Origin of the sequence: Pontibacter sp. MBLB2868 (assembly GCF_051904785.1) — a bacterium.
GTDB lineage: Bacteria > Bacteroidota > Bacteroidia > Cytophagales > Hymenobacteraceae > Pontibacter.
Map to the genome: position 1 here is coordinate 3,699,817 of NZ_CP196710.1, position 18,324 is coordinate 3,718,140.

General features: G+C 44.8%; 15 protein-coding genes. 4 read left to right on the forward strand and 11 right to left on the reverse strand.

Going from position 1 to position 18,324, the window contains the following annotated elements:
* Positions 1 to 55: 55 nt before the first annotated feature.
* Positions 56 to 1,570, forward strand: a complete 1,515-nt coding sequence (locus ACSX1A_RS15805) for an NAD(P)H-hydrate dehydratase (protein ID WP_439880606.1) — start codon at positions 56 to 58, stop codon at positions 1,568 to 1,570.
* On the opposite strand, the gene ACSX1A_RS15810 is transcribed toward ACSX1A_RS15805, so the two are convergent.
* The 11 genes from ACSX1A_RS15810 to ACSX1A_RS15860 all read right to left on the reverse strand — a co-directional run bounded on the left by ACSX1A_RS15810 (position 1,563) and on the right by ACSX1A_RS15860 (position 10,877).
* Entirely contained in the window at positions 1,563 to 2,471 is a 909-nt protein-coding gene (locus tag ACSX1A_RS15810) for a hypothetical protein (protein ID WP_439880607.1), read from the reverse strand. The two genes, ACSX1A_RS15805 and ACSX1A_RS15810, sit on opposite strands and share 8 nt — an antisense overlap.
* 120 nt (positions 2,472 to 2,591) lie before the next feature.
* On the reverse strand, positions 2,592 to 3,161 hold the full coding sequence (locus tag ACSX1A_RS15815) for an inorganic diphosphatase (protein ID WP_439880608.1): 570 nt from the start codon (positions 3,159 to 3,161) through the stop codon (positions 2,592 to 2,594).
* Between the two features lie 53 nt (positions 3,162 to 3,214).
* Positions 3,215 to 4,906 carry an alkaline phosphatase PafA gene (pafA, locus tag ACSX1A_RS15820; RefSeq protein ID WP_439880609.1) on the reverse strand — a complete coding sequence of 564 codons (1,692 nt, stop codon included), beginning with the start codon at positions 4,904 to 4,906 and terminating at the stop codon, positions 3,215 to 3,217.
* A gap of 179 nt (positions 4,907 to 5,085) precedes the next feature.
* Positions 5,086 to 5,973, reverse strand: coding sequence for an ATP synthase F1 subunit gamma (gene atpG, locus ACSX1A_RS15825; protein WP_439880610.1), 888 nt, complete (start codon positions 5,971 to 5,973; stop codon positions 5,086 to 5,088).
* Between the two features lie 71 nt (positions 5,974 to 6,044).
* Entirely contained in the window at positions 6,045 to 7,625 is a 1,581-nt protein-coding gene (gene atpA, locus ACSX1A_RS15830; protein WP_439880611.1) for a F0F1 ATP synthase subunit alpha, read from the reverse strand.
* 2 nt (positions 7,626 to 7,627) lie between these two features.
* The gene (gene atpH / locus ACSX1A_RS15835; protein WP_439880612.1) at positions 7,628 to 8,185 is read right to left on the reverse strand and encodes an ATP synthase F1 subunit delta; all 558 of its coding nucleotides are present in this window, start codon (positions 8,183 to 8,185) and stop codon (positions 7,628 to 7,630) included.
* Positions 8,186 to 8,239: 54 nt separating this feature from the next.
* On the reverse strand, positions 8,240 to 8,734 hold the full coding sequence (locus ACSX1A_RS15840) for a F0F1 ATP synthase subunit B (protein WP_439880613.1): 495 nt from the start codon (positions 8,732 to 8,734) through the stop codon (positions 8,240 to 8,242).
* A gap of 142 nt (positions 8,735 to 8,876) precedes the next feature.
* Positions 8,877 to 9,137 (reverse strand): ATP synthase F0 subunit C, encoded by a 261-nt coding sequence (gene atpE / locus ACSX1A_RS15845; protein ID WP_439880614.1) that lies wholly within the window; start codon positions 9,135 to 9,137, stop codon positions 8,877 to 8,879.
* Between the two features lie 38 nt (positions 9,138 to 9,175).
* Positions 9,176 to 10,213 (reverse strand): F0F1 ATP synthase subunit A, encoded by a 1,038-nt coding sequence (gene atpB, locus ACSX1A_RS15850; RefSeq protein WP_439880615.1) that lies wholly within the window; start codon positions 10,211 to 10,213, stop codon positions 9,176 to 9,178.
* Between the two features lie 38 nt (positions 10,214 to 10,251).
* Complete coding sequence (locus ACSX1A_RS15855; protein ID WP_439880616.1) at positions 10,252 to 10,641, reverse strand: hypothetical protein; 390 nt, start codon at positions 10,639 to 10,641, stop codon at positions 10,252 to 10,254.
* A gap of 5 nt (positions 10,642 to 10,646) precedes the next feature.
* Positions 10,647 to 10,877 carry an AtpZ/AtpI family protein gene (locus tag ACSX1A_RS15860; protein ID WP_439880617.1) on the reverse strand — a complete coding sequence of 77 codons (231 nt, stop codon included), beginning with the start codon at positions 10,875 to 10,877 and terminating at the stop codon, positions 10,647 to 10,649.
* 341 nt (positions 10,878 to 11,218) lie between these two features.
* On the opposite strand from ACSX1A_RS15860, the gene ACSX1A_RS15865 reads away from it, so the two are divergent.
* From ACSX1A_RS15865 to uvrC, 3 genes are read left to right on the forward strand one after another with little or no spacing between them, the layout of a single operon-like run.
* Entirely contained in the window at positions 11,219 to 14,107 is a 2,889-nt protein-coding gene (locus ACSX1A_RS15865) for a tetratricopeptide repeat protein (protein WP_439880618.1), read from the forward strand.
* 3 nt (positions 14,108 to 14,110) lie between these two features.
* The gene (locus tag ACSX1A_RS15870; RefSeq protein ID WP_439880619.1) at positions 14,111 to 16,426 is read left to right on the forward strand and encodes a penicillin-binding protein 1A; all 2,316 of its coding nucleotides are present in this window, start codon (positions 14,111 to 14,113) and stop codon (positions 16,424 to 16,426) included.
* Positions 16,427 to 16,438: 12 nt separating this feature from the next.
* The gene (uvrC, locus tag ACSX1A_RS15875) at positions 16,439 to 18,250 is read left to right on the forward strand and encodes an excinuclease ABC subunit UvrC (RefSeq protein ID WP_439880620.1); all 1,812 of its coding nucleotides are present in this window, start codon (positions 16,439 to 16,441) and stop codon (positions 18,248 to 18,250) included.
* The last annotated feature ends 74 nt before the right edge of the window (positions 18,251 to 18,324 follow it).

Below are 18,324 nucleotides of genomic sequence, written 5' to 3' on the forward strand. Positions count from 1 at the left end.
GTATAACCTGCCAGTGCTATCGTAGTATATGGAATGAAATAAACGGCTATACTTCATGAAACTCCTTACTGCTGCCCAAACCCGAGAAGCTGATGCTTACACAATAAAAGATCAGGGGATCTCTTCCGTTGACCTGATGGAAAGAGCGGCCAAAGCATTTGTAGGTTGGTTTGAAAATAAGTTTAAGCCATCAGAGCAGGTATTTATACTTTGCGGACCAGGCAACAATGGCGGAGACGGATTGGCTGTGGCCAGGCTACTGCACGAGCGGATGTATCACGTAAAGGTTCTCCTGATTGGGAACACGGAGAAGGCATCCCCGGATTTTACCGCTAACCTGCAGCAGTTACCAAACGGGATAAAGCAGCTGCACATTCAAAAAGAAAGCGACTTACCCCGTATTTCTGAGAAAGCGTGTGTAATTGACGCTATTTTCGGCACCGGCCTAAACAGGCCTGTTACCGGAGTTTATGCAGACGTTGTTCAGAAACTGAACAAAAGTAACTGCACTATCACTTCCATAGATATGCCTTCAGGTCTTTACACCGATAGCCAGACACCAGATGAGGGAGCTGTCGTAAAGGCAGACTATACCATAAGTTTTGAGTTACCGAAGCAGGCTTTTTTATTACCCCAGAATGAACAGTATGTCGGGGAGTGGCATGTAGTGCCCATCGGTTTGAGCGAGCAGTATATAGCTGAGGCTACCACAAACTTATACTACACGACAGCGCAGGATATCAGGTATCTTTTAAAGCCACGCAAAAAGTTTTCACACAAAGGACTTTATGGACACGCATTGCTATTATGCGGAGGATTTGGCAAAATTGGGGCTGCCGTACTTGCAGCGCGCGCCTGCTTACGTGCCGGTGTAGGCCTGCTTACAGTACAGGCCCCCTCTGTTGGCTACACCATATTGCAAACGGCAGTGCCCGAAGCCATGACACTTGCAGACAAGCACCGCAAGCATTTATCAGAATTGCCGGAAGAGATAGATTCATTTAATGTGATCGGAGTAGGTCCGGGGCTAGGCACAGAGAAGGTAACAAAATCTACTATTGGCCAGTTGCTGGCCACCAGTTCACATCCCTTAGTGATCGACGCAGATGCCATAAACATTATCAGTACCAGTGATAAGCTAAAGGCCCAACTCAGCAGGAACAAGATAATTTTTACTCCTCACCCGAAAGAGTTTGAACGCCTGATAGGTAAAAGCAACAACGATTATGACCGTTTGCGCGACCTCCTTGAATTCTGCCGGATCTATGGCTGCTATGTTGTGTTAAAAGGAAGCAATACTGTGATCGGAACTCCTGAGGGCGAACTTCATTTTAACACCACTGGAAATCCGGGGATGGCTACTGGCGGCACAGGCGATGTACTTACCGGAATCATTACTGCTCTCGTGGCGCAGAATTATACGCTAAAAGAAGCTTGCCTGGTTGGTGTTTACGTTCATGGCCTGGCCGGCGACCTGGCGTTGAACAGTGTGGGAGAAATATCCATGACTGCCTCCGATGTTATTGATCATCTCCCTGAGGCATTTATGCAGCTTCAGCCTGTTAGCTGAAAGCCAGGTACACTAACCCTGCATGCAGCAGCATGGCACCGTCTGCCAATAGCAGGTAATAAATTCTGGGCCTGTTCTCTGAAGAGAGAATTACAACTAACCCTGCTCCGACAGCACTGGCTAACAAGGCACCCTGTACGGCACCTGTTTCCGTTTTCATTGACACCAATACATAAACCAGCAATAGTCCCAATGAAATCAATTTAGTATTTCTTACACCAATCAGGCCTGGAATGGTCAGAGTTTTCATGGTTCTGTCGTAAGTATAATCCCGAATGTCGAAAAGGAGCGCCAAGGCAAGTATAAACAGGAAGCGACGCAGGAGCAACAGCAACGGGGCTCCCTGCCATACCGCTACGCCTGCATCCATCAAAGGGAATAGTGCTGTTACTACCGCCCATACATAAGCAATAAGAAAAACTTTTAACAGTGGTACACTCCGCAGGGGCTTCACCCGCCTCGAACGAAATACAAAAGGCACAGTATAGCCAATCGAGATCAGGGCCAGATGTAACACTATCCAGAAGTTAACGCGCAAGCCAAAATAAAAATAGATTCCTGCTCCGAGCGCAATACTGCACATCCCTAGCCCAGCCAGCATCTTTTTATGCCTTTGCGTCCAGTGGGCTTCTGCGTCATTTATTTTTTGCCATGGCCTTCTTATCACGCTGTAAACACTGCTCAGGTTATAGGTGAAAAGGGTAGCCAGAAAGACGAATGACGCCATAGGGAGCGACGCTTGCAGACCTGCCAACTTATATGTTTCAATGGTCAGGCTAAAAGCGCAGCAGGAGATAAACATACTGCTATAGAGCACACCCTTTACCAGTTGCTCTATCCGCCTGTTAACATGAAAACCGCTATAGCCTCTGCTCACGCCTATATTTTGGTTCTGCCCCATCTTTTGCAATTACGCAACAAATACTTCTTCTGTCAATCTCTGTTCAGCAGCTTTTTAAAAAAGCAAAAAGCCTGACGTAGGATTACCCCAGGCCAGGCTTAACAGGAAAAAGTAATTTTATTATAGAGCCTTAGCTTTTTTTGGCTCTCCAAAAGTAGCATTATACAACTCAATGCTATTCTGAATTATTTTATACGCATGCTCACGACCCAGGAACTGCTCCACAATCACTTCTTTATGCTCCAGCTTTTTATAGTCCTCAAAGAAGCGGCGCATTTCCAACAACGTGTGTGGTGGCAGCTCTGAAATATCGTTTATATGACGAACAGACATATCGTTATGTGCAACGGCAATGATCTTATCATCTTCTTCGTTGTTATCGATCATCTGCATAACGCCAATAACTTTCGCATCGATGAGGCACATTGGCTGTACATCTATTGAACAGATCACCAGGATGTCAAGAGGGTCTTTATCATCGCAGTAGGTCTGTGGAATAAAGCCGTAATTTGCCGGGTAGTTCACTGATGAGAAAAGCACACGGTCAAGCTTAAGCATCCCGCTGTCCTTATCCAATTCATACTTTGCCTTCGACCCCTTTGGGATCTCAATAATAGCCGTTACTACACTGGGAGCCTCTTCTCCGTAACTTACGCTATGCCATGGATTGTTATTCTCCGTATTCTCCATTGTATTCTAATTTTTAATGATCGCCGTCATTATATCTTCATCAGGCGCTGTATTTATTTCATGTACTGTTGCAAAGGTTGCCCGACACTGCCATTCGGCTCCTGCAAATACAGCCAGGAGGAAATGGTTGGGGCAATATCTACTATCTTCGTCTCTACGTTGCTCTCACCGGGCTTTACTTTCCAGCCATACCAAATTAACGGAACGTGGGTATCGTAATTAGAGTAAGACCCATGTGTAGTTCCTTTTGGCTCTCCACCATATCCTTCGAACCAGCCAGTTCTCAGGATCAGGACAACGTCGCCGGATCTCGGAGGGAAATATCCCCGCTCTACACGCTCCATCATCCCGCTAGACCAATTCGTTGTCATCAGGTTGGTACCTGTAACAGCTCGAACTACTGGCTCAAACCGCACTACATAGTTTGCGACACGCTGCTGCACATCAGACAAGTTCAATTTTTTGCTGTCTATCAGGCTTCTGTTTAAGTAGATCTGCTGATTTATATAACTCTCCACCCACTTGCCTTTGCCGTAGGCTTTGTTAAGGTATGTTTCTACAGAATCTTTGATGGCACTGGAGCTTGAAACGCCTGCCGGTACGTTTTTATCTGTTAAAAAAGCTGGCACATGTGCTGCTCCATGATCGGCTGTCAAAAAGAAAAGAACATTTCCAGCACCAACTTCTGTTTCAATCTCTTTGATCATTTCTGCCAATTCCTGGTCAAGACGCAGGAAAATATCTTCTGCTTCAACAGAGTTTGGCCCGAAAGTATGGCCCACATAATCTGTAGAAGAGAAGCTAACAGCTAAGAAATCCGTAAACTTTCCTTTCCCTAAGTTCTCCCCTTTTAAGGCAGCCAGGGCAAAATCTTTTGTAAGTGTGTTTCCAGCAGGTACAGAGCGTATCAACTCATAGTCATTCCCTTTTATGGCAGGGAGGTTATGAGGGAAAACCGGTTGTTTCTCTCCACGCAGTGTGCCTTCCCAAGCAACAAGATCTGGAGAACTTTCTGTATACTGCTCTAATGGCAATAAAGTATTCCACACCTGGCTCAGGTACTGGTCCGGGTACTTCTGATTATTGAATTCCTGTACCCAGGCTGGGAGATCATTTCTATAGTATGTGCTTGTAATCCAGTTTCCAGTCGGCGAATCAAACCAGTAGGCCGCATTACCTAAGTGCCCTGCTGGTAAAATTGAACCCCTGTCTTTTAATGCAACGCCTATTACTTTTGCACCCATGTTGGTTCCCAGGCGGAGCTCATCGGTAACCGTGGTCGTCAGCAGGTTTTCCGGTGACATCTGGCCGGCAGTAGAAGTACTTCCCACTGTCTTAACAGCTTTATCATCTACGCAATACACAACCTGATTCGATGCACGATCATACCAGTTATTACCAACGATACCGTTTAAAGAAGGCTCGCTTCCTGTATATATCGATGCATGCCCCGGGCCTGTGTAAGTTGGAACATAGCTGTAGTGGTTATTCCTGAAGTTAAATCCCTGCTTCACCAGCTTTTTGAATCCGCCTTCGCCATACTTGTCCCAGTAGCGGTACAGGTAATCGTATCGCATCTGGTCAACTACAATGCCAACGATCAGCTTTGGTTTTTCCAGTGTCTCATTCTGAATACTGGCTCCAGTTGCTGCTGTTGAAGCTGTTTTTGTTGACGCTGTGCAAGAACTTAGCAGTAAGGCAAGTACAAATACAGCTTTAAATACCGGGTGCAGGTAATATTTCATTCTACTGTTGTATCGGTTTCTTATTGCAAAGATAACAAGTACCTCTTTCAATTACTTCCTTAATCGCGCCGCACACTAAATTTCACAATTAATTAAAATTGGCAGCTTACTAAACCATAAAAAAAGAAGCAGCGCCCACCTTAGTGATGGGCGCTGCTTTATTGAATTTCTTAAACTTCTTATTTTGAAGCCAGAGCCTCTGCACCACCCACAATTTCAAGAATTTCCTTGGTAATTGCAGCCTGGCGCGTCCTGTTGTAGGTCAACTTCAGCTGTTTCAGAAGCTCACCGGCATTTTCCGTGGCTTTGTCCATGGCCGTCATTCGGGCACCATGTTCAGAAGCGTTAGATTCCAGAACCGCTTTATATATCTGAATTTTCAGAGACTTTGGTATGAGTTCCTCGATGATCTCTTCTTTTGAAGGCTCAAAGGTATAATCTACAAGCATCGCAGAAGGGTTCTCATCAACAGGATTCTCCTCAATCGGCAGGAACTGTTCTGTTTTTACGATTTGAGTGGCAACGTTTTTGAACTCGTTGTAAACAACATCTATCTGATCGTATTCGCCGTTTACAAATCCGTTCATGGCAAATTCAGCAGCTGCACGCACTGTGTCAAAAGACAAGTTTGTGAAAGTACCGGTAAAGTCACCTATTACATTGTAGCCTCTCTTGCTGAAAGCCTCAAATGCTTTTTTACCAATAGTCATGATAGTTACATTACCTGCCTCGTATTGGCGGTTGTACTTACTATTGATCTGGGATATTACACCTTTGATGATATTCGAGTTAAAAGCACCAGCCAAACCACGATCAGATGAAACTGCAATGATCAATACTTTATTTACATCACGTTTCTCTGCAAACTGGTTCTCAACAGATCCCTCTGTCATGGACGACAAATTTGCCAGAATGCCACTTAAGCGCTGCGCATAAGGGCGCATACGCAAGATGTTATCCTGAGCACGTCTAAGCTTAGCAGCCGCCACCATTTTCATGGCTTTTGTGATCTGCTGAGTAGATGAGATCGATGTGATGCGGCCTCTAACTTCTTTTAAACTTGCCATATTGTTTTTGCTATGAGCATAGGCCTCCGGTAAAGGGCAGCTTGCTCTTTACCGGAGGCTTTATAACTTGACTATTTTTTGTACTTACCTGAAACCTCTCTGGCAACCTGCTTAAGCGTTGCAGTAGTTTCGTCATCCAACTTACCTGCTTTCAATGCATTAAGTACATCGTTGTGCTGTGCACGCATGGTACGTAAGAAGTCTTTCTCAAAGTTTTTAACCTCTGTAACCGGAACGTTGTCCATCAGACCATTGGTAGCGCAGTAGATAATTGCCACCTGCTCTTCTACAGATACAGGGGAATACTGTGCCTGCTTCAGGATCTCCAGGTTACGACGGCCACGCTCAATTGTAAGCTTAGTAGCCGCATCCAGGTCAGAACCGAACTTAGCAAATGCTTCGAGTTCACGGAACTGAGCCTGATCAAGCTTAAGTGTACCCGCTACTTTCTTCATTGACTTGATCTGAGCAGAACCACCCACACGTGATACCGAGATACCTACGTTTATCGCAGGACGGATACCAGAGTTGAACAGGTTAGTCTCCAGGAAGATCTGACCGTCAGTGATCGAGATTACGTTTGTTGGGATATAGGCAGAAACGTCACCAGCCTGTGTCTCGATGATTGGAAGGGCAGTAAGTGAACCACCACCTTTTACCAACGGACGAAGTGAATCTGGTAAATCGTTCATGTTCTTAGCGATCTCATCAGATGCGTTGATCTTCGCAGCACGCTCTAATAAACGAGAGTGCAGGTAGAATACGTCACCAGGATAAGCTTCACGCCCTGGAGGTCTTCTAAGAAGTAGAGACACCTCACGGTATGCAACTGCCTGCTTGGAAAGGTCATCATAAACAACCAGTGCAGGACGGCCTGTGTCACGGAAGAACTCTCCGATCGCAGCACCTGTAAATGGTGCGAAGAACTGCATTGGAGCCGGATCAGAAGCTGAAGCGGCAACAACTACTGTATAATCCATGGCACCACCTTTCTCAAGCGCCATTACAACCTGCGCTACAGTAGATGCTTTCTGGCCAATGGCAACATAGATACAGAAAACAGGCTCTCCTCTTTCGTAGAATTCACGCTGGTTCAGGATTGCATCCAGTGCAACAGCTGTTTTACCTGTCTGGCGGTCACCGATGATCAACTCACGCTGGCCACGGCCAATCGGAATCATTGAGTCGATTGCTTTGATACCAGTCTGTAGCGGCTCGTTTACCGGCTGACGGAAGATTACACCTGGCGCTTTACGCTCAAGTGGCATCTCATATAGCTCACCAGCAATCGGTCCTTTACCATCTATAGGCTGACCAAGTGTATTAACTACACGGCCAATAATGCCTTCACCTGTTTTAATAGAGGCGATGCGGTTTGTTCTTTTAACGGTAGCTCCTTCTTTGATCTCGCTGTAGTCACCAAGTAATACGGCACCTACATTGTCCTCTTCCAGGTTCAGAACGAGTGCCTGAAGTCCGTTCTCAAACTCTAAAAGCTCACCAGACTGTGCTTTGGAAAGGCCATAGATTCGAGCGACACCGTCACCCACTTGTAGTACAGTACCAACTTCTTCCAGTTCTGCCTCAGAGCGGAAGTTTGATAGCTGCTCTCTTAATATGGCTGATACTTCGTCAGGTCTTACTTCTGCCATGATTATAGTTTATTAATATATGGGTTGTCTTTGAATTCATTTCTCAGCTTGCGCAGGCTTTTCCTCACAGAGCTGTCAATTTGTTTATCACCTACTGTCAGCACAAAGCCGCCAATAAGCGATGGGTCAACTATTTCTTCCAAAATAATTTTCTGACCATATTCTACAGCAAGCTTTTGCCCTAACTGCTCGCGAAGAGCGGGTGTTAACGGGTAAGCCGATGTAACATTTGCTTTTACAATTCCTTTTAAGGTATTGTACTGCTCCTCAAAAGAAGCTGGGATAAACTCCAGCAGCGCCTCACGCTTTTTGCGTGTTAGTATATTGAAGAATGCCAGTGTAAGCTCCTGCACTTTGCCCTGGAATACTCCATTCAGTACAGCCAACTTTTTTTCTGGCTTCACAATCGGGTTAGTAAGCAGTAACTGGAAATCGCGGTTCTGAGAGATCACCTTCGAAAGCAGCTGTATATCGCTATATACCTGCTCCAGGATTCCTTTCTCATTCGCCAGTTCGATCAGCGACTTCGCATACCGGGAAGCAACTCTTAATTCTGACATAATGCTTGTTTATGATATAGCAGCCTTTAAGATAATGACCGCCATTAAATTCTTTTAGTTAAGCGTTACTTCACGGATGTAATCTGCTGCCAAAGCCTGCTGTGCATCCGGATTGGTCAGTTCTTTTCTTAGAATACGCTCTGCGATTTCAAGAGAAAGAGTTGCTGCCATGTTTTTAACTTCCGTAATAGCCGCACGCTTTTCGTTTTCAATTGCCTCACGCGCCTGCACGATCATGCGTGCACCTTCCTCGTTCGCCTTCTGCTTGGCAGTTTCTACCAATGCGTTACCAGCTTCCGAAGCTTCCTTTAAGATCTTATCACGCTCTAAACGCGCTTCTGCCAACAGCTTCTCATTATCCGCCTTCAATGACTGCATCTCAAGCTTTGCCTTTTCAGCTGCGCTCAATGCACTTTCGATGGAATCTTCACGCTCGTGAAGCGCCTTCATGATTGGCTTCCAAGCAAATTTAGCAAGCAGGAACAGAACAATAAGAAATGTTACTAGCTGCCAGAAAATTAAACCGATACCTGGGGTTACTAACTGCATTGTTTTTTATGTTAGAGAAATAATTCCTGTTTTAGATGGCCTCGATTTTACTCTGGCAGACGAGGGCCGCAACTGCCTAAAAACTACTTTTGATCTCATCGTCCAGGCCATACGCCTGGACGTGAGATCAGCAAAAGGCTTACTAGCCTTTGAAAGAAATTAACAAGCAAACTACCACACCGAAAAGTGCAACACCTTCGATAAGGGCAGCCGCGATAATCATGGCAGTCTGGATCTTCCCACCAGCCTCAGGCTGACGAGCGATAGATTCCATAGCTGAGCCACCAATTCTACCGATACCTAAACCAGCGCCTAGGGCTACTAGACCTGCACCGATACCGGCACCCATGATAGCTAGACCAAAGTCAGTCGCTACTGCTTGAAGCAAAATTGCTAATAACATAATTGTAGTTATATAGAGTTAAAAAAAAGAATTCGTTATTAATGATGACCGCCGTCACCGAATCCCATGTCATCCACATGGTCGTGCTCTTCTACTGCACCACCAAAGTACATGGCGGAAAGAAGCGTGAAAATGTAAGCCTGCAACAACGCCACAAACAACTCCAGGAAGTTCATGAAAGTAGCAAATGCCACACTTAAAGGACCAACTGCAAGGCTTTCAAAGATAAAGATCAAGCTAAACAGAGAAAGGATGATAATGTGACCCGCTGTAATGTTTGCAAAAAGTCGGACCATCAGGGAGAACGGCTTTGTAAAAATACCGATCAATTCTACAGGGATCATAATCGGAGCAAGCCATTTAGGAACACCCGGTGTAGCAAAAATATGGCCCCAGTAGCTCTTGTTACCGCTAAACACTGTGATCAGCAACGTTAAGATTGCCAAAACAAGTGTAACAGCTATATTACCCGTAAGGTTTGCGCCACCTGGCATTAAGCCAAGCAGGTTGTTAAACCAGATAAAGAAGAAGATGGTAAGCAGGTAAGGCATGTAACGCTCATACTTCGGACCGATATTCGCCTTCGCAATCTCATCACGAATAAATATAATGATCGGCTCAAAGAAAGATTGCATCCCTCTTGGGGCTTTACCAGCATTCTTTTTGTAAGAAGCCGCTATGCTAAAGAACACAATAAACAACAACGCCACACTCACAAACATGGAAGCCACGTTCTTGGTGATCGAGAAATCATACAAGCCTGCATATTCCTCCATAGGCTCGCCTTCGGCATTTGCTTTATAGATGTGGCCATGCTCCAAAGCATACCCGTTATAAGGCACAATTTCATGATGCTCGTTATAGAAGTTGCTTGACGAGAACATGTTAACATCTCCGTTATCCACCAGGATTACCGGTAAATAAAGAACCACTCCATCAGCAAAGTGCCAGGTGTAATCGTCTGCGATGTGATGCGTGATCATGTCGCCTGGCCTAAACTCGCCACCTTCCGCCGATTCAGAGGCATGTGCCGCAATCGTCAAAAAGGAAAACAGTAATACTAATAACTTCTTCATTAAGAGATATTTAGAGACAATTTTTATAAAGCAAAGCCTTATATTTGATCCTGCCTTTTCAAATTCGGGCGCAAGTTAGCCAATAAGCTGTAAATTTCAAACCCGGTAAATAGAAAATAAAACACAAAGAAGTTTAAAACGAACTGCAGTTCATTCTCTGAAAAGAGGTACACATATATAAAGATAACCGCGATGCTGAGGATCATCCTAAATCCCATCGAGCCAAAATAGTACAACTGAAAATTATCCTCATCATAGCTAATACCCAGCCTGGTAATATAAAAAGTACCTGCCGTAACCACTACAAAGAATGCAAAGATGTACCACACATAAGGATGGACCAACTGTGTGCCGGTTAAGTATAAAAGCGCGGCCGTAAGGGCGCCCATTACTCCAGAGAAAATAAGGAGGTTTCTGATAAAATTCACGTAATCTATTTTTTGTTAAGTGATAGAATAACCAGCACCATAGAGGCTACAACTGCCACTAAAAGGAACACAATTGTAAACCAGGGATTTTTAGTATGAAAATGATCATCAAGCTTCATCCCTATAAAAGCAGCAAGTACCATTGCACCGATCATCTGGAACGCTAACCCCGAGTATTTCAGGTAAGGTTTAACGTTGTCGCTTTTCGATTTATCCGCTGGCATTTTTTCAGACATTGACTTGCTGTTCTTAAACGGCACAAAACTACTTCTTTTTTACGAGCTTAGCGCACCGCCGTACTATATCTTTTGTTATACTTTTAAGGCACATACTGTAAAATGCCGCAATTGGAGCTGAAACCAATTAGCTTTTTGTATAGTTCAATAGCGGGCTGTGTTTTAGCCTTTTGCTTAATAATTGGCAGATTATTGTATTTTTGTATGAGGTTCTTATCTTTTAGTTAAACTTAAGCTTCCATTGGTTTTTTTCATGTAGGCAAACCTTTATACTTTAAGCGAAAGCCTGGTCGTTTATACATAATATAATATAGCGTTCATACCCTTGTACCTGTAACACCTTGAATAATAAACCACTGCACATATTTTATGTTGTCGTAGTCATTCTGCTAACAACCGCCTGCTCGGCGGAACGCAATAATCCTGTTAGCAAAACCTACCATAACACTACTGCCCGCTACAATGGCTATTTTCTTGCCAATGAAAAAATGCATGCGGTAGAGAACACCCTGCAAGAGCAGATGCAGTACGATTATAACCAGGTGCTGCCACAGTACCCGGCTTTCGACTCCTCTACATCCAAAGCCCTGGCCACAGATCTGGAGGATATTTTAAAAAAAGCATCTTACCCGATACAGTACCACAAAAACAGCAAATGGGTAGATAACAGTTATATTTTAGTTGGTAAAGCAAACTACTACCAGTTGAAGTTTGCAGAGGCCGCACGTACCTTTAAGTATGTAAACTCTACCAGCAAAGACCCCGACGACAGGCATGAGGCTCTTGTGTGGCTCATGCGTACGTTCATGAAAATGGGTGAAATGGACAATGCCCAGCAAGTGTCTGAGTACCTGCGCAAGGAGCGTTTGAACCGCGACAATGCCCGGGAGCTTTACCTTGCCCGTGCCCAGTACTATACTTTACTTCAGGATACAGCCGCTGTAATAGAGAACCTGGAGCTTTCACTGCCAAATTTCAAGGAGAAGGATGATCAGTCCCGCACGCGATTTGCATTAGCACAGCTGTTCCAGCTTACCAACCAGGATGATAAAGCGTACAAGCAATACAGCAAAGTGCTACGCCGTAACCCTCCTTATGACCTTGGCTTCTTCAGCAGATTAAACCTTGGACAGGTAACCGAACTTACCGATGAGCGCGACAAGGAGCGCATTGCAGGTTATTACCAGAAGTTACTGAAAGATGAAAAAAATAAGGAATACCGTGACAAGATACTTTACGAGATGGCGCAGTTTGAGCTTCGGCAACAGAACTATCAAAAAGCGCTTAGTCTTTTAGAGGAATCCCTGAGAACACCCGGAGCTTTACAGAATCAAAAGGCTTATAGCTATGTTTCGGCAGGTGAGATCTACTTCGATAACCTGAACAAGTATGACCTGGCAGCAGCTTATTATGACAGCGCAGCACAAGTATACCCGCAACAGGCGCCAGAATATGCATCTGTAACAGAGCGAAGAGACATCCTGGCAGAATTCGCCCGGCAGTTCAGCACCATTCAGACTCAGGACAGCCTCCAGCGCCTGGCCCGCATGAGTGAATCGGAGCGCAATGTGTTCTTACAACAGCTGGCACAGCAGCAGGAAGAGCAGCGCCTGCAGGAAGTTGCCCTGCAAGAACAGCAGAGCAGTGCTGACAGATCGGGCTCAGCTAATAACCGGAGCAGAAAAAACGGAGAGGCACTTGCTACTAACAGCTCCGGAGGCTTATGGTATTTCGATAACCCTGTGGCCATGGCTTCGGCCCGCGCTGAGTTTACCCGCCGTTGGGGCGACAGACCTTTGCAGGACTTCTGGCGCATACGTAGCCGTGGAGAGACTGGTAATGAAGCACAAATCGCCAGCACCACGCAGGATAACGTTGAAAATAAGCTAAGCACGGAAGAACGTGCCCAGGCAGCCGTACAGCAATACTTACAGGATATCCCTTTAACAAATGCGGCAATGGCCCGCTCAGAGAAGCAGGTAGAGGATGCTTATTTTAAATTGGCAAATATTTACAGCCAGAATTTAAAAGACGCTACTAAAGCCACACAAACTTTTGAGGAACTGCTTAGGCGCTTCCCTAACACCGAACATGCCGCAGACGCATACTACAGTCTTTATTTATTGTATGGTAAAGCAGGCGACAATGCGAAACTGCAGAACTACTACTCTAAGATCAAGCAACAGTTCCCGAACACAACTTATGCGCGCCTGGTAGATGATGCCAACTTTTTGTCGAAAAATGCAGCTGACAACCAAAAGGCCCATCAGCTTTATGATGAAGCGTACTCTTATTACGAACATCAAAAGTATGATAAAGCGACCAGCACCATTAATGTACTGGTGAGCCAGTACCCGTTTAACGACATTCAGGATAAAGTTGCTTTTTTAGAGGCAATGGTGACAGCCCGTACTCAAAAACCTGAGGCGCTGCGCCTGAAGCTGAGCCAATTTGTTACTGCTTATCCAAAAAGTCCTTTAGTGCAGCAAGCCAATGATTTGCTAGCTACCTACAAGGATTTAGAACAGAAGAACCAATTACGACAAGAAGCTCCTGTAGCCGTGGCTGATAAACCAGAGGCTGCTTCGGCCATGACCCCAGAAGAAAAAGTTAGCACAGAAATTGCTTCTGCTACAGCGTCGGCATCCAAGGACAGTATCCTTACTTTGCCCACGGTAGCTGCCGGCAAAACTGCTCAACAAGAGGGAAAGCAACAAAAAGAAGCTGCAGTTGAGGTGCCACCTGTAACTGAAACAAAACTTCCGGAAATTACAGAACCAGCGGCAACATCAACAGTAGCGCCTGCATTACCCACTGACTCAGCAAAGACAGCAACGACACCAGCTGCGCCTCCTGTTGACCCTTTAGCTTATAAGGCTGCAGTTGACACCGCTTATTATTTTGTGTTGGTTTACCCTGAAAAAGAAGCGGCTTTTAAAGACATTCAACAAAAGTTTGAAAAATATAATAGCACTTATTATGGCAAACAGAACCTAACTATAGTTTCACTTGGTTTCTCTAATAACAAGGCAATGCTAGTGGTTCAAACATTTTCTGACCCTACCTTTGCACAGTCTTTTAACATTAAACAAAAAGCGCCTCAATCACCTATAGGCAGAATAAGAGGCGTAGATTTCGTTACCTTTGTCATCTCTTCGGCTAACTATCAGAAGTTACTGCAGAAGAAGGACCTGGATACATACCTGACTTTCTTTAAAAACAATTATTAATACATGACTACGCGTCAAAAAACTGTTGAACCGAAAAAGTCTTTTTACCCAAAAGTAGTTTCGGCACTTTGGATCCTCTTCCTGGGCGGATTTGCAGCACTTGTTATTTACATCTACGCTGTTAGCATCAACTTCCTGAATTTGTTCGGGGAGCTGCCCAACATGCGTACGCTCGAGAACCCAAAGAGCGCCTTATCATCTGAACTTTACTCTGCTGACAATCAGGTGCTGGGCAAGTATTTCCGCGAGAACCGCACTCCGGCAGATTACGAAGAATTACCTGAGAACCTGGTACAGGCTCTGGTAGCAACAGAGGATGTGCGCTTTGAAGAGCACTCTGGTATTGACCCTGAAGCCATGGCCCGTGTTGCGGCTGCTATTCTTACTGGCCAGTCAAAAGGAGGGGGCAGTACCTTAACACAGCAGGTAGCCAAAAACCTTTTCAGAACCCGCGGTGATGAATTGAATAACGGTTTACTAAACAGTGTACCTGGCCTTCGCACGCTTATCCATAAAACGAAAGAATGGATAATGTCTGTTAAACTCGAGCAGTCTTATACCAAAAAGGAGATTATGGTTATGTACCTTAACATCTTCGAGTTTGGCAGCAATGCTTTTGGTATCAAATCCGCATCCAGGACCTTCTTCAACAAAAATGTAAAAGACCTTACTGTTGAGGAGTCTGCTGTACTAGTTGGTTTGTTTAAGAACCCTACTTACTACAGCCCCCGCTTTAACCCGGAAAACTCTAAAATGCGCCGTAATGTGGTTCTTTCACAGATGGTGAAGTATGGCTTTTTGCCTGAAGAAGAGTTTATGAAGCTTAAGGACAAGGACATAGACCTTGATTACCGTGTAGAAAACCAGAACATTGGTTTAGCCCCTTATTTCCGTACAGAGGCTAGCAAGTTCCTGCTGCAGTGGTGCCGCGAAAATGGCTATGACCTTTACGCTGATGGCCTGAAGATTTATACCACTATTGATTCGCGCATGCAGCAGTATGCAGAGCAGGCAATGGCTGAACATATGCAAAACCAGCAAAAAGTATTTTTTGAACATTGGAAAGGCAGAAATCCTTGGGTAGACCGGGATAACAGAGAAATCAAGAATTTCCCTGAGGTTGCTATAAAACGCACTGACCGTTACCGTAGCCTCAACGCCCGCTTCGACGGAAACCAGGATTCTATTAATTATTACCTGAATAAAAAAGTGCCGATGACCATCTTTACCTGGAACGGTGAAGAAGAGCGCATGATGAGCCCAATGGATTCGCTTAAATATTACAAGCATTTCCTTCAGGCCGGCTTTATGGCCATGGAGCCTCAAACTGGGCATATCAAAGCCTGGGTTGGCGGTATCAACTATAAGCACTTTAAGTATGACCACGTGAAACAGGGTGCCCGTCAACCTGGCTCCACATTCAAACCATTTTTATACACTGCGGCTATAGAAAACGGCTATTACCCTTGCTATGAGGTGATCGATACGAAAGTATGTATTCCGCTTCCGGATGGTAATATGTGGTGCCCTAATAATGCAGACAATAAATACAGCGGCCAGAAATTTACGCTGCGCAAGGCACTGGCAGAGTCAGTAAACTCAGTTTCTGCATTCCTGGTAAATAAACTGGGGGCAGAAACACTTGTAAAAACTGCTAAACGCATGGGCATTACTACTCCGCTTGACCCTACACCATCTTTAGCACTAGGCACAAGTGATGTAACGCTTTATGATATGGTGGGCGCTTATAGCACTTTTGTTAACGGCGGCACCTGGATAGAGCCTAACTTTATCACTCGTATCGAAGACAAGCATGGCAATGTAATCGCTGAATTTGCCCCTAAAACAGTGGAAGCGCTAAGCGAAGAAACGGCTTACCTGATGGTACACATGCTGAAAGCAGCGGCAGAACCAGGTGGAACAGCCTATTATGGCCTTCGCCACCGCAACGGCTTAAAAAATGAGATAGGCGCTAAAACTGGTACTACTCAAAATCAGTCTGATGGTTGGTTTATGGGTTTAACCCCTAACTTGGTATGCGGTACCTGGGTTGGCGGTGAAGACCGTTCGATCCACTTCAGGTCTATTGCCCTGGGGCAGGGTAATAAAATGGCCATGCCTATTTATGGAGCTTTCATGCAAAAAATTTATGCTGATAAGTCTCTGGATGTCTCCAAGGATGCTTTCCCTAAACCTTTAGCGCCTTTATCTGTAGAATTAGATTGTGCTAAATATAACCAAGGTGTTCAGATAGACTCAACCCAACAAGACGAGTTCCTGAACCTGCCAACGGAAATCGATCTGGATTCAGATATCTAATTTATTTGTTTTATGCCAGCGAATGAAAAGCTTAAGGAGAAAATCTCGCATTTGCCGCACAAGCCGGGCATCTACAAGTTTTTCGATGACAAAGGTATAATATATGTAGGTAAGGCGGTTGATATAAGGAAGCGCGTAAGCTCTTATTTCAACCGCTCATCCCAGCATAATAAAAAAACCTTAAAGCTTGTCTCCCAGATCAAGGATATCGAGTTTACTATTGTAGACACAGAGACCGATGCGTTTCTGCTGGAGAACAACCTGATTAAGCAGTACCAGCCAAAGTATAACATCCTGCTGAAGGATGGTAAAACTTACCCCTATATCTGTATTATCAACGAACGCTTCCCACGGGTTATCAGCACACGTAATAAGCAGAATGATGGTTCACGCTACTTTGGGCCTTATCCAAGCGGCACTACGATGAATGTTGTGCTGGACCTGATCAGAACGCTCTATCCACTTCGTACTTGTACCTATAATCTGTCACCAGAGAATATCGCAGCCGGTAAGTTCAAGGTTTGTCTTGAATACCATATTGGCAATTGTAAAGGACCCTGCGAAGCTCTGGAAGATGAAACTGCTTACAATCATTACATCTCCCAGATAAAGAATATCCTCTCCGGTAATTTAACAGTAGCTAAAACTTATTTTAAAGATAAGATGGCTGCCGCTGCTGCGGATTACCAGTATGAACTGGCGCATCAGTTCAAGCAGAAACTGGATCTGCTGGAGGACTTTCAGGCTAAGTCTACTGTGGTTAGCAATACGCTTACTAACATTGATGTCTTCACGATAACCAGCAACGATAACTGCGCCTTTATCAATTACCTTAAGGTTATGAACGGCTCAATTATTTTAACGCAATCTCTGGAGGTACAAAAGAAGCTGGACGAGGAAGATGGTGACATACTTGCATCTGTTGTTGTTCAACTGCGACAAGAGTTTGAAAGCACTTCCAGAGAAGTGATCGCTAATATCGATCTTGTACTTCCGTTAGACAATGTGACTGTACTGCAACCGCAAATTGGCGATAAACGCAAGCTGCTGAACCTTTCACTTAAAAATGCCCTGTACCTGCGAAAGGAGCGGGAAGGGCGTCAGGAGAAAAACAAGGATCTTGGTGAGCAGCGTGAGTTACGAGTGCTAGAAACTTTAAAGAAAGATCTTCGCCTGACCGAGCTCCCGCGCCAGATAGAGTGTTTTGACAATTCGAATTTTCAGGGTGACAACCCTGTGGCATCTATGGTTTGCTTCAAAAATGGTAAGCCCAGCAAGAAAGACTATCGCCACTTTAATATTAAAACAGTAGTTGGCGCTAACGATTTTGAGTCGATGTACGAGATTGTTACCCGGCGTTACAGAAGGTTATTAAGTGAGAACCTGCCGCTGCCTCAGCTCATTGTTATTGATGGGGGTAAAGGACAATTAAGTATGGCTGTTAAAGCACTCAAGGACCTTGATGTTTATGGGAAAGTAGCTGTGGTAGGTATTGCCAAGCGCCTTGAGGAGATATTCTACCCTGGCGACTCTCTTCCTCTTTACATTGATAAGAAATCCGAATCGTTAAAGCTGATCCAACGCTTACGTAATGAGGCGCACCGTTTTGCAATAACATTTCACAGAAGTAAGCGTGATGCAGGCACTCTCAAAACCGAGCTTACTGATATTAAGGGCATTGGCCCATCCACTGCAGAGGCTCTTTTACTTAAGTATAAATCTGTTAAAAAGCTGAAGGAATTATCTCTGGAAGAGCTGAAAGGTGAAGTAGGGCAAGCCAAAGCACAGGTTGTTTTCAACCACCTGCATTCCTCTTCTGTCTGATTCCTTTTATACATAAAACAGAAGGGGCGACTTTTTCAAGTCGCCCCTTCTGTTTTATGCTTTGTATGCCTGAA

Bases quoted from the DNA above. Each gene is read 5' to 3' on its own strand.
- ACSX1A_RS15805 (WP_439880606.1), top strand. From the start codon at position 56: ATGAAACTCCTTACTGCTGCCCAAACCCGAGAAGCTGATGCTTACACA.
- ACSX1A_RS15810 (WP_439880607.1), bottom strand. From the start codon at position 2,471: ATGGGGCAGAACCAAAATATAGGCGTGAGCAGAGGCTATAGCGGTTTT.
- ACSX1A_RS15815 (WP_439880608.1), bottom strand. From the start codon at position 3,161: ATGGAGAATACGGAGAATAACAATCCATGGCATAGCGTAAGTTACGGA.
- pafA (WP_439880609.1), bottom strand. From the start codon at position 4,906: ATGAAATATTACCTGCACCCGGTATTTAAAGCTGTATTTGTACTTGCC.
- atpG (WP_439880610.1), bottom strand. From the start codon at position 5,973: ATGGCAAGTTTAAAAGAAGTTAGAGGCCGCATCACATCGATCTCATCT.
- atpA (WP_439880611.1), bottom strand. From the start codon at position 7,625: ATGGCAGAAGTAAGACCTGACGAAGTATCAGCCATATTAAGAGAGCAG.
- atpH (WP_439880612.1), bottom strand. From the start codon at position 8,185: ATGTCAGAATTAAGAGTTGCTTCCCGGTATGCGAAGTCGCTGATCGAA.
- ACSX1A_RS15840 (WP_439880613.1), bottom strand. From the start codon at position 8,734: ATGCAGTTAGTAACCCCAGGTATCGGTTTAATTTTCTGGCAGCTAGTA.
- atpE (WP_439880614.1), bottom strand. From the start codon at position 9,137: ATGTTATTAGCAATTTTGCTTCAAGCAGTAGCGACTGACTTTGGTCTA.
- atpB (WP_439880615.1), bottom strand. From the start codon at position 10,213: ATGAAGAAGTTATTAGTATTACTGTTTTCCTTTTTGACGATTGCGGCA.
- ACSX1A_RS15860 (WP_439880617.1), bottom strand. From the start codon at position 10,877: ATGTCTGAAAAAATGCCAGCGGATAAATCGAAAAGCGACAACGTTAAA.
- ACSX1A_RS15870 (WP_439880619.1), top strand. From the start codon at position 14,111: ATGACTACGCGTCAAAAAACTGTTGAACCGAAAAAGTCTTTTTACCCA.
- uvrC (WP_439880620.1), top strand. From the start codon at position 16,439: ATGCCAGCGAATGAAAAGCTTAAGGAGAAAATCTCGCATTTGCCGCAC.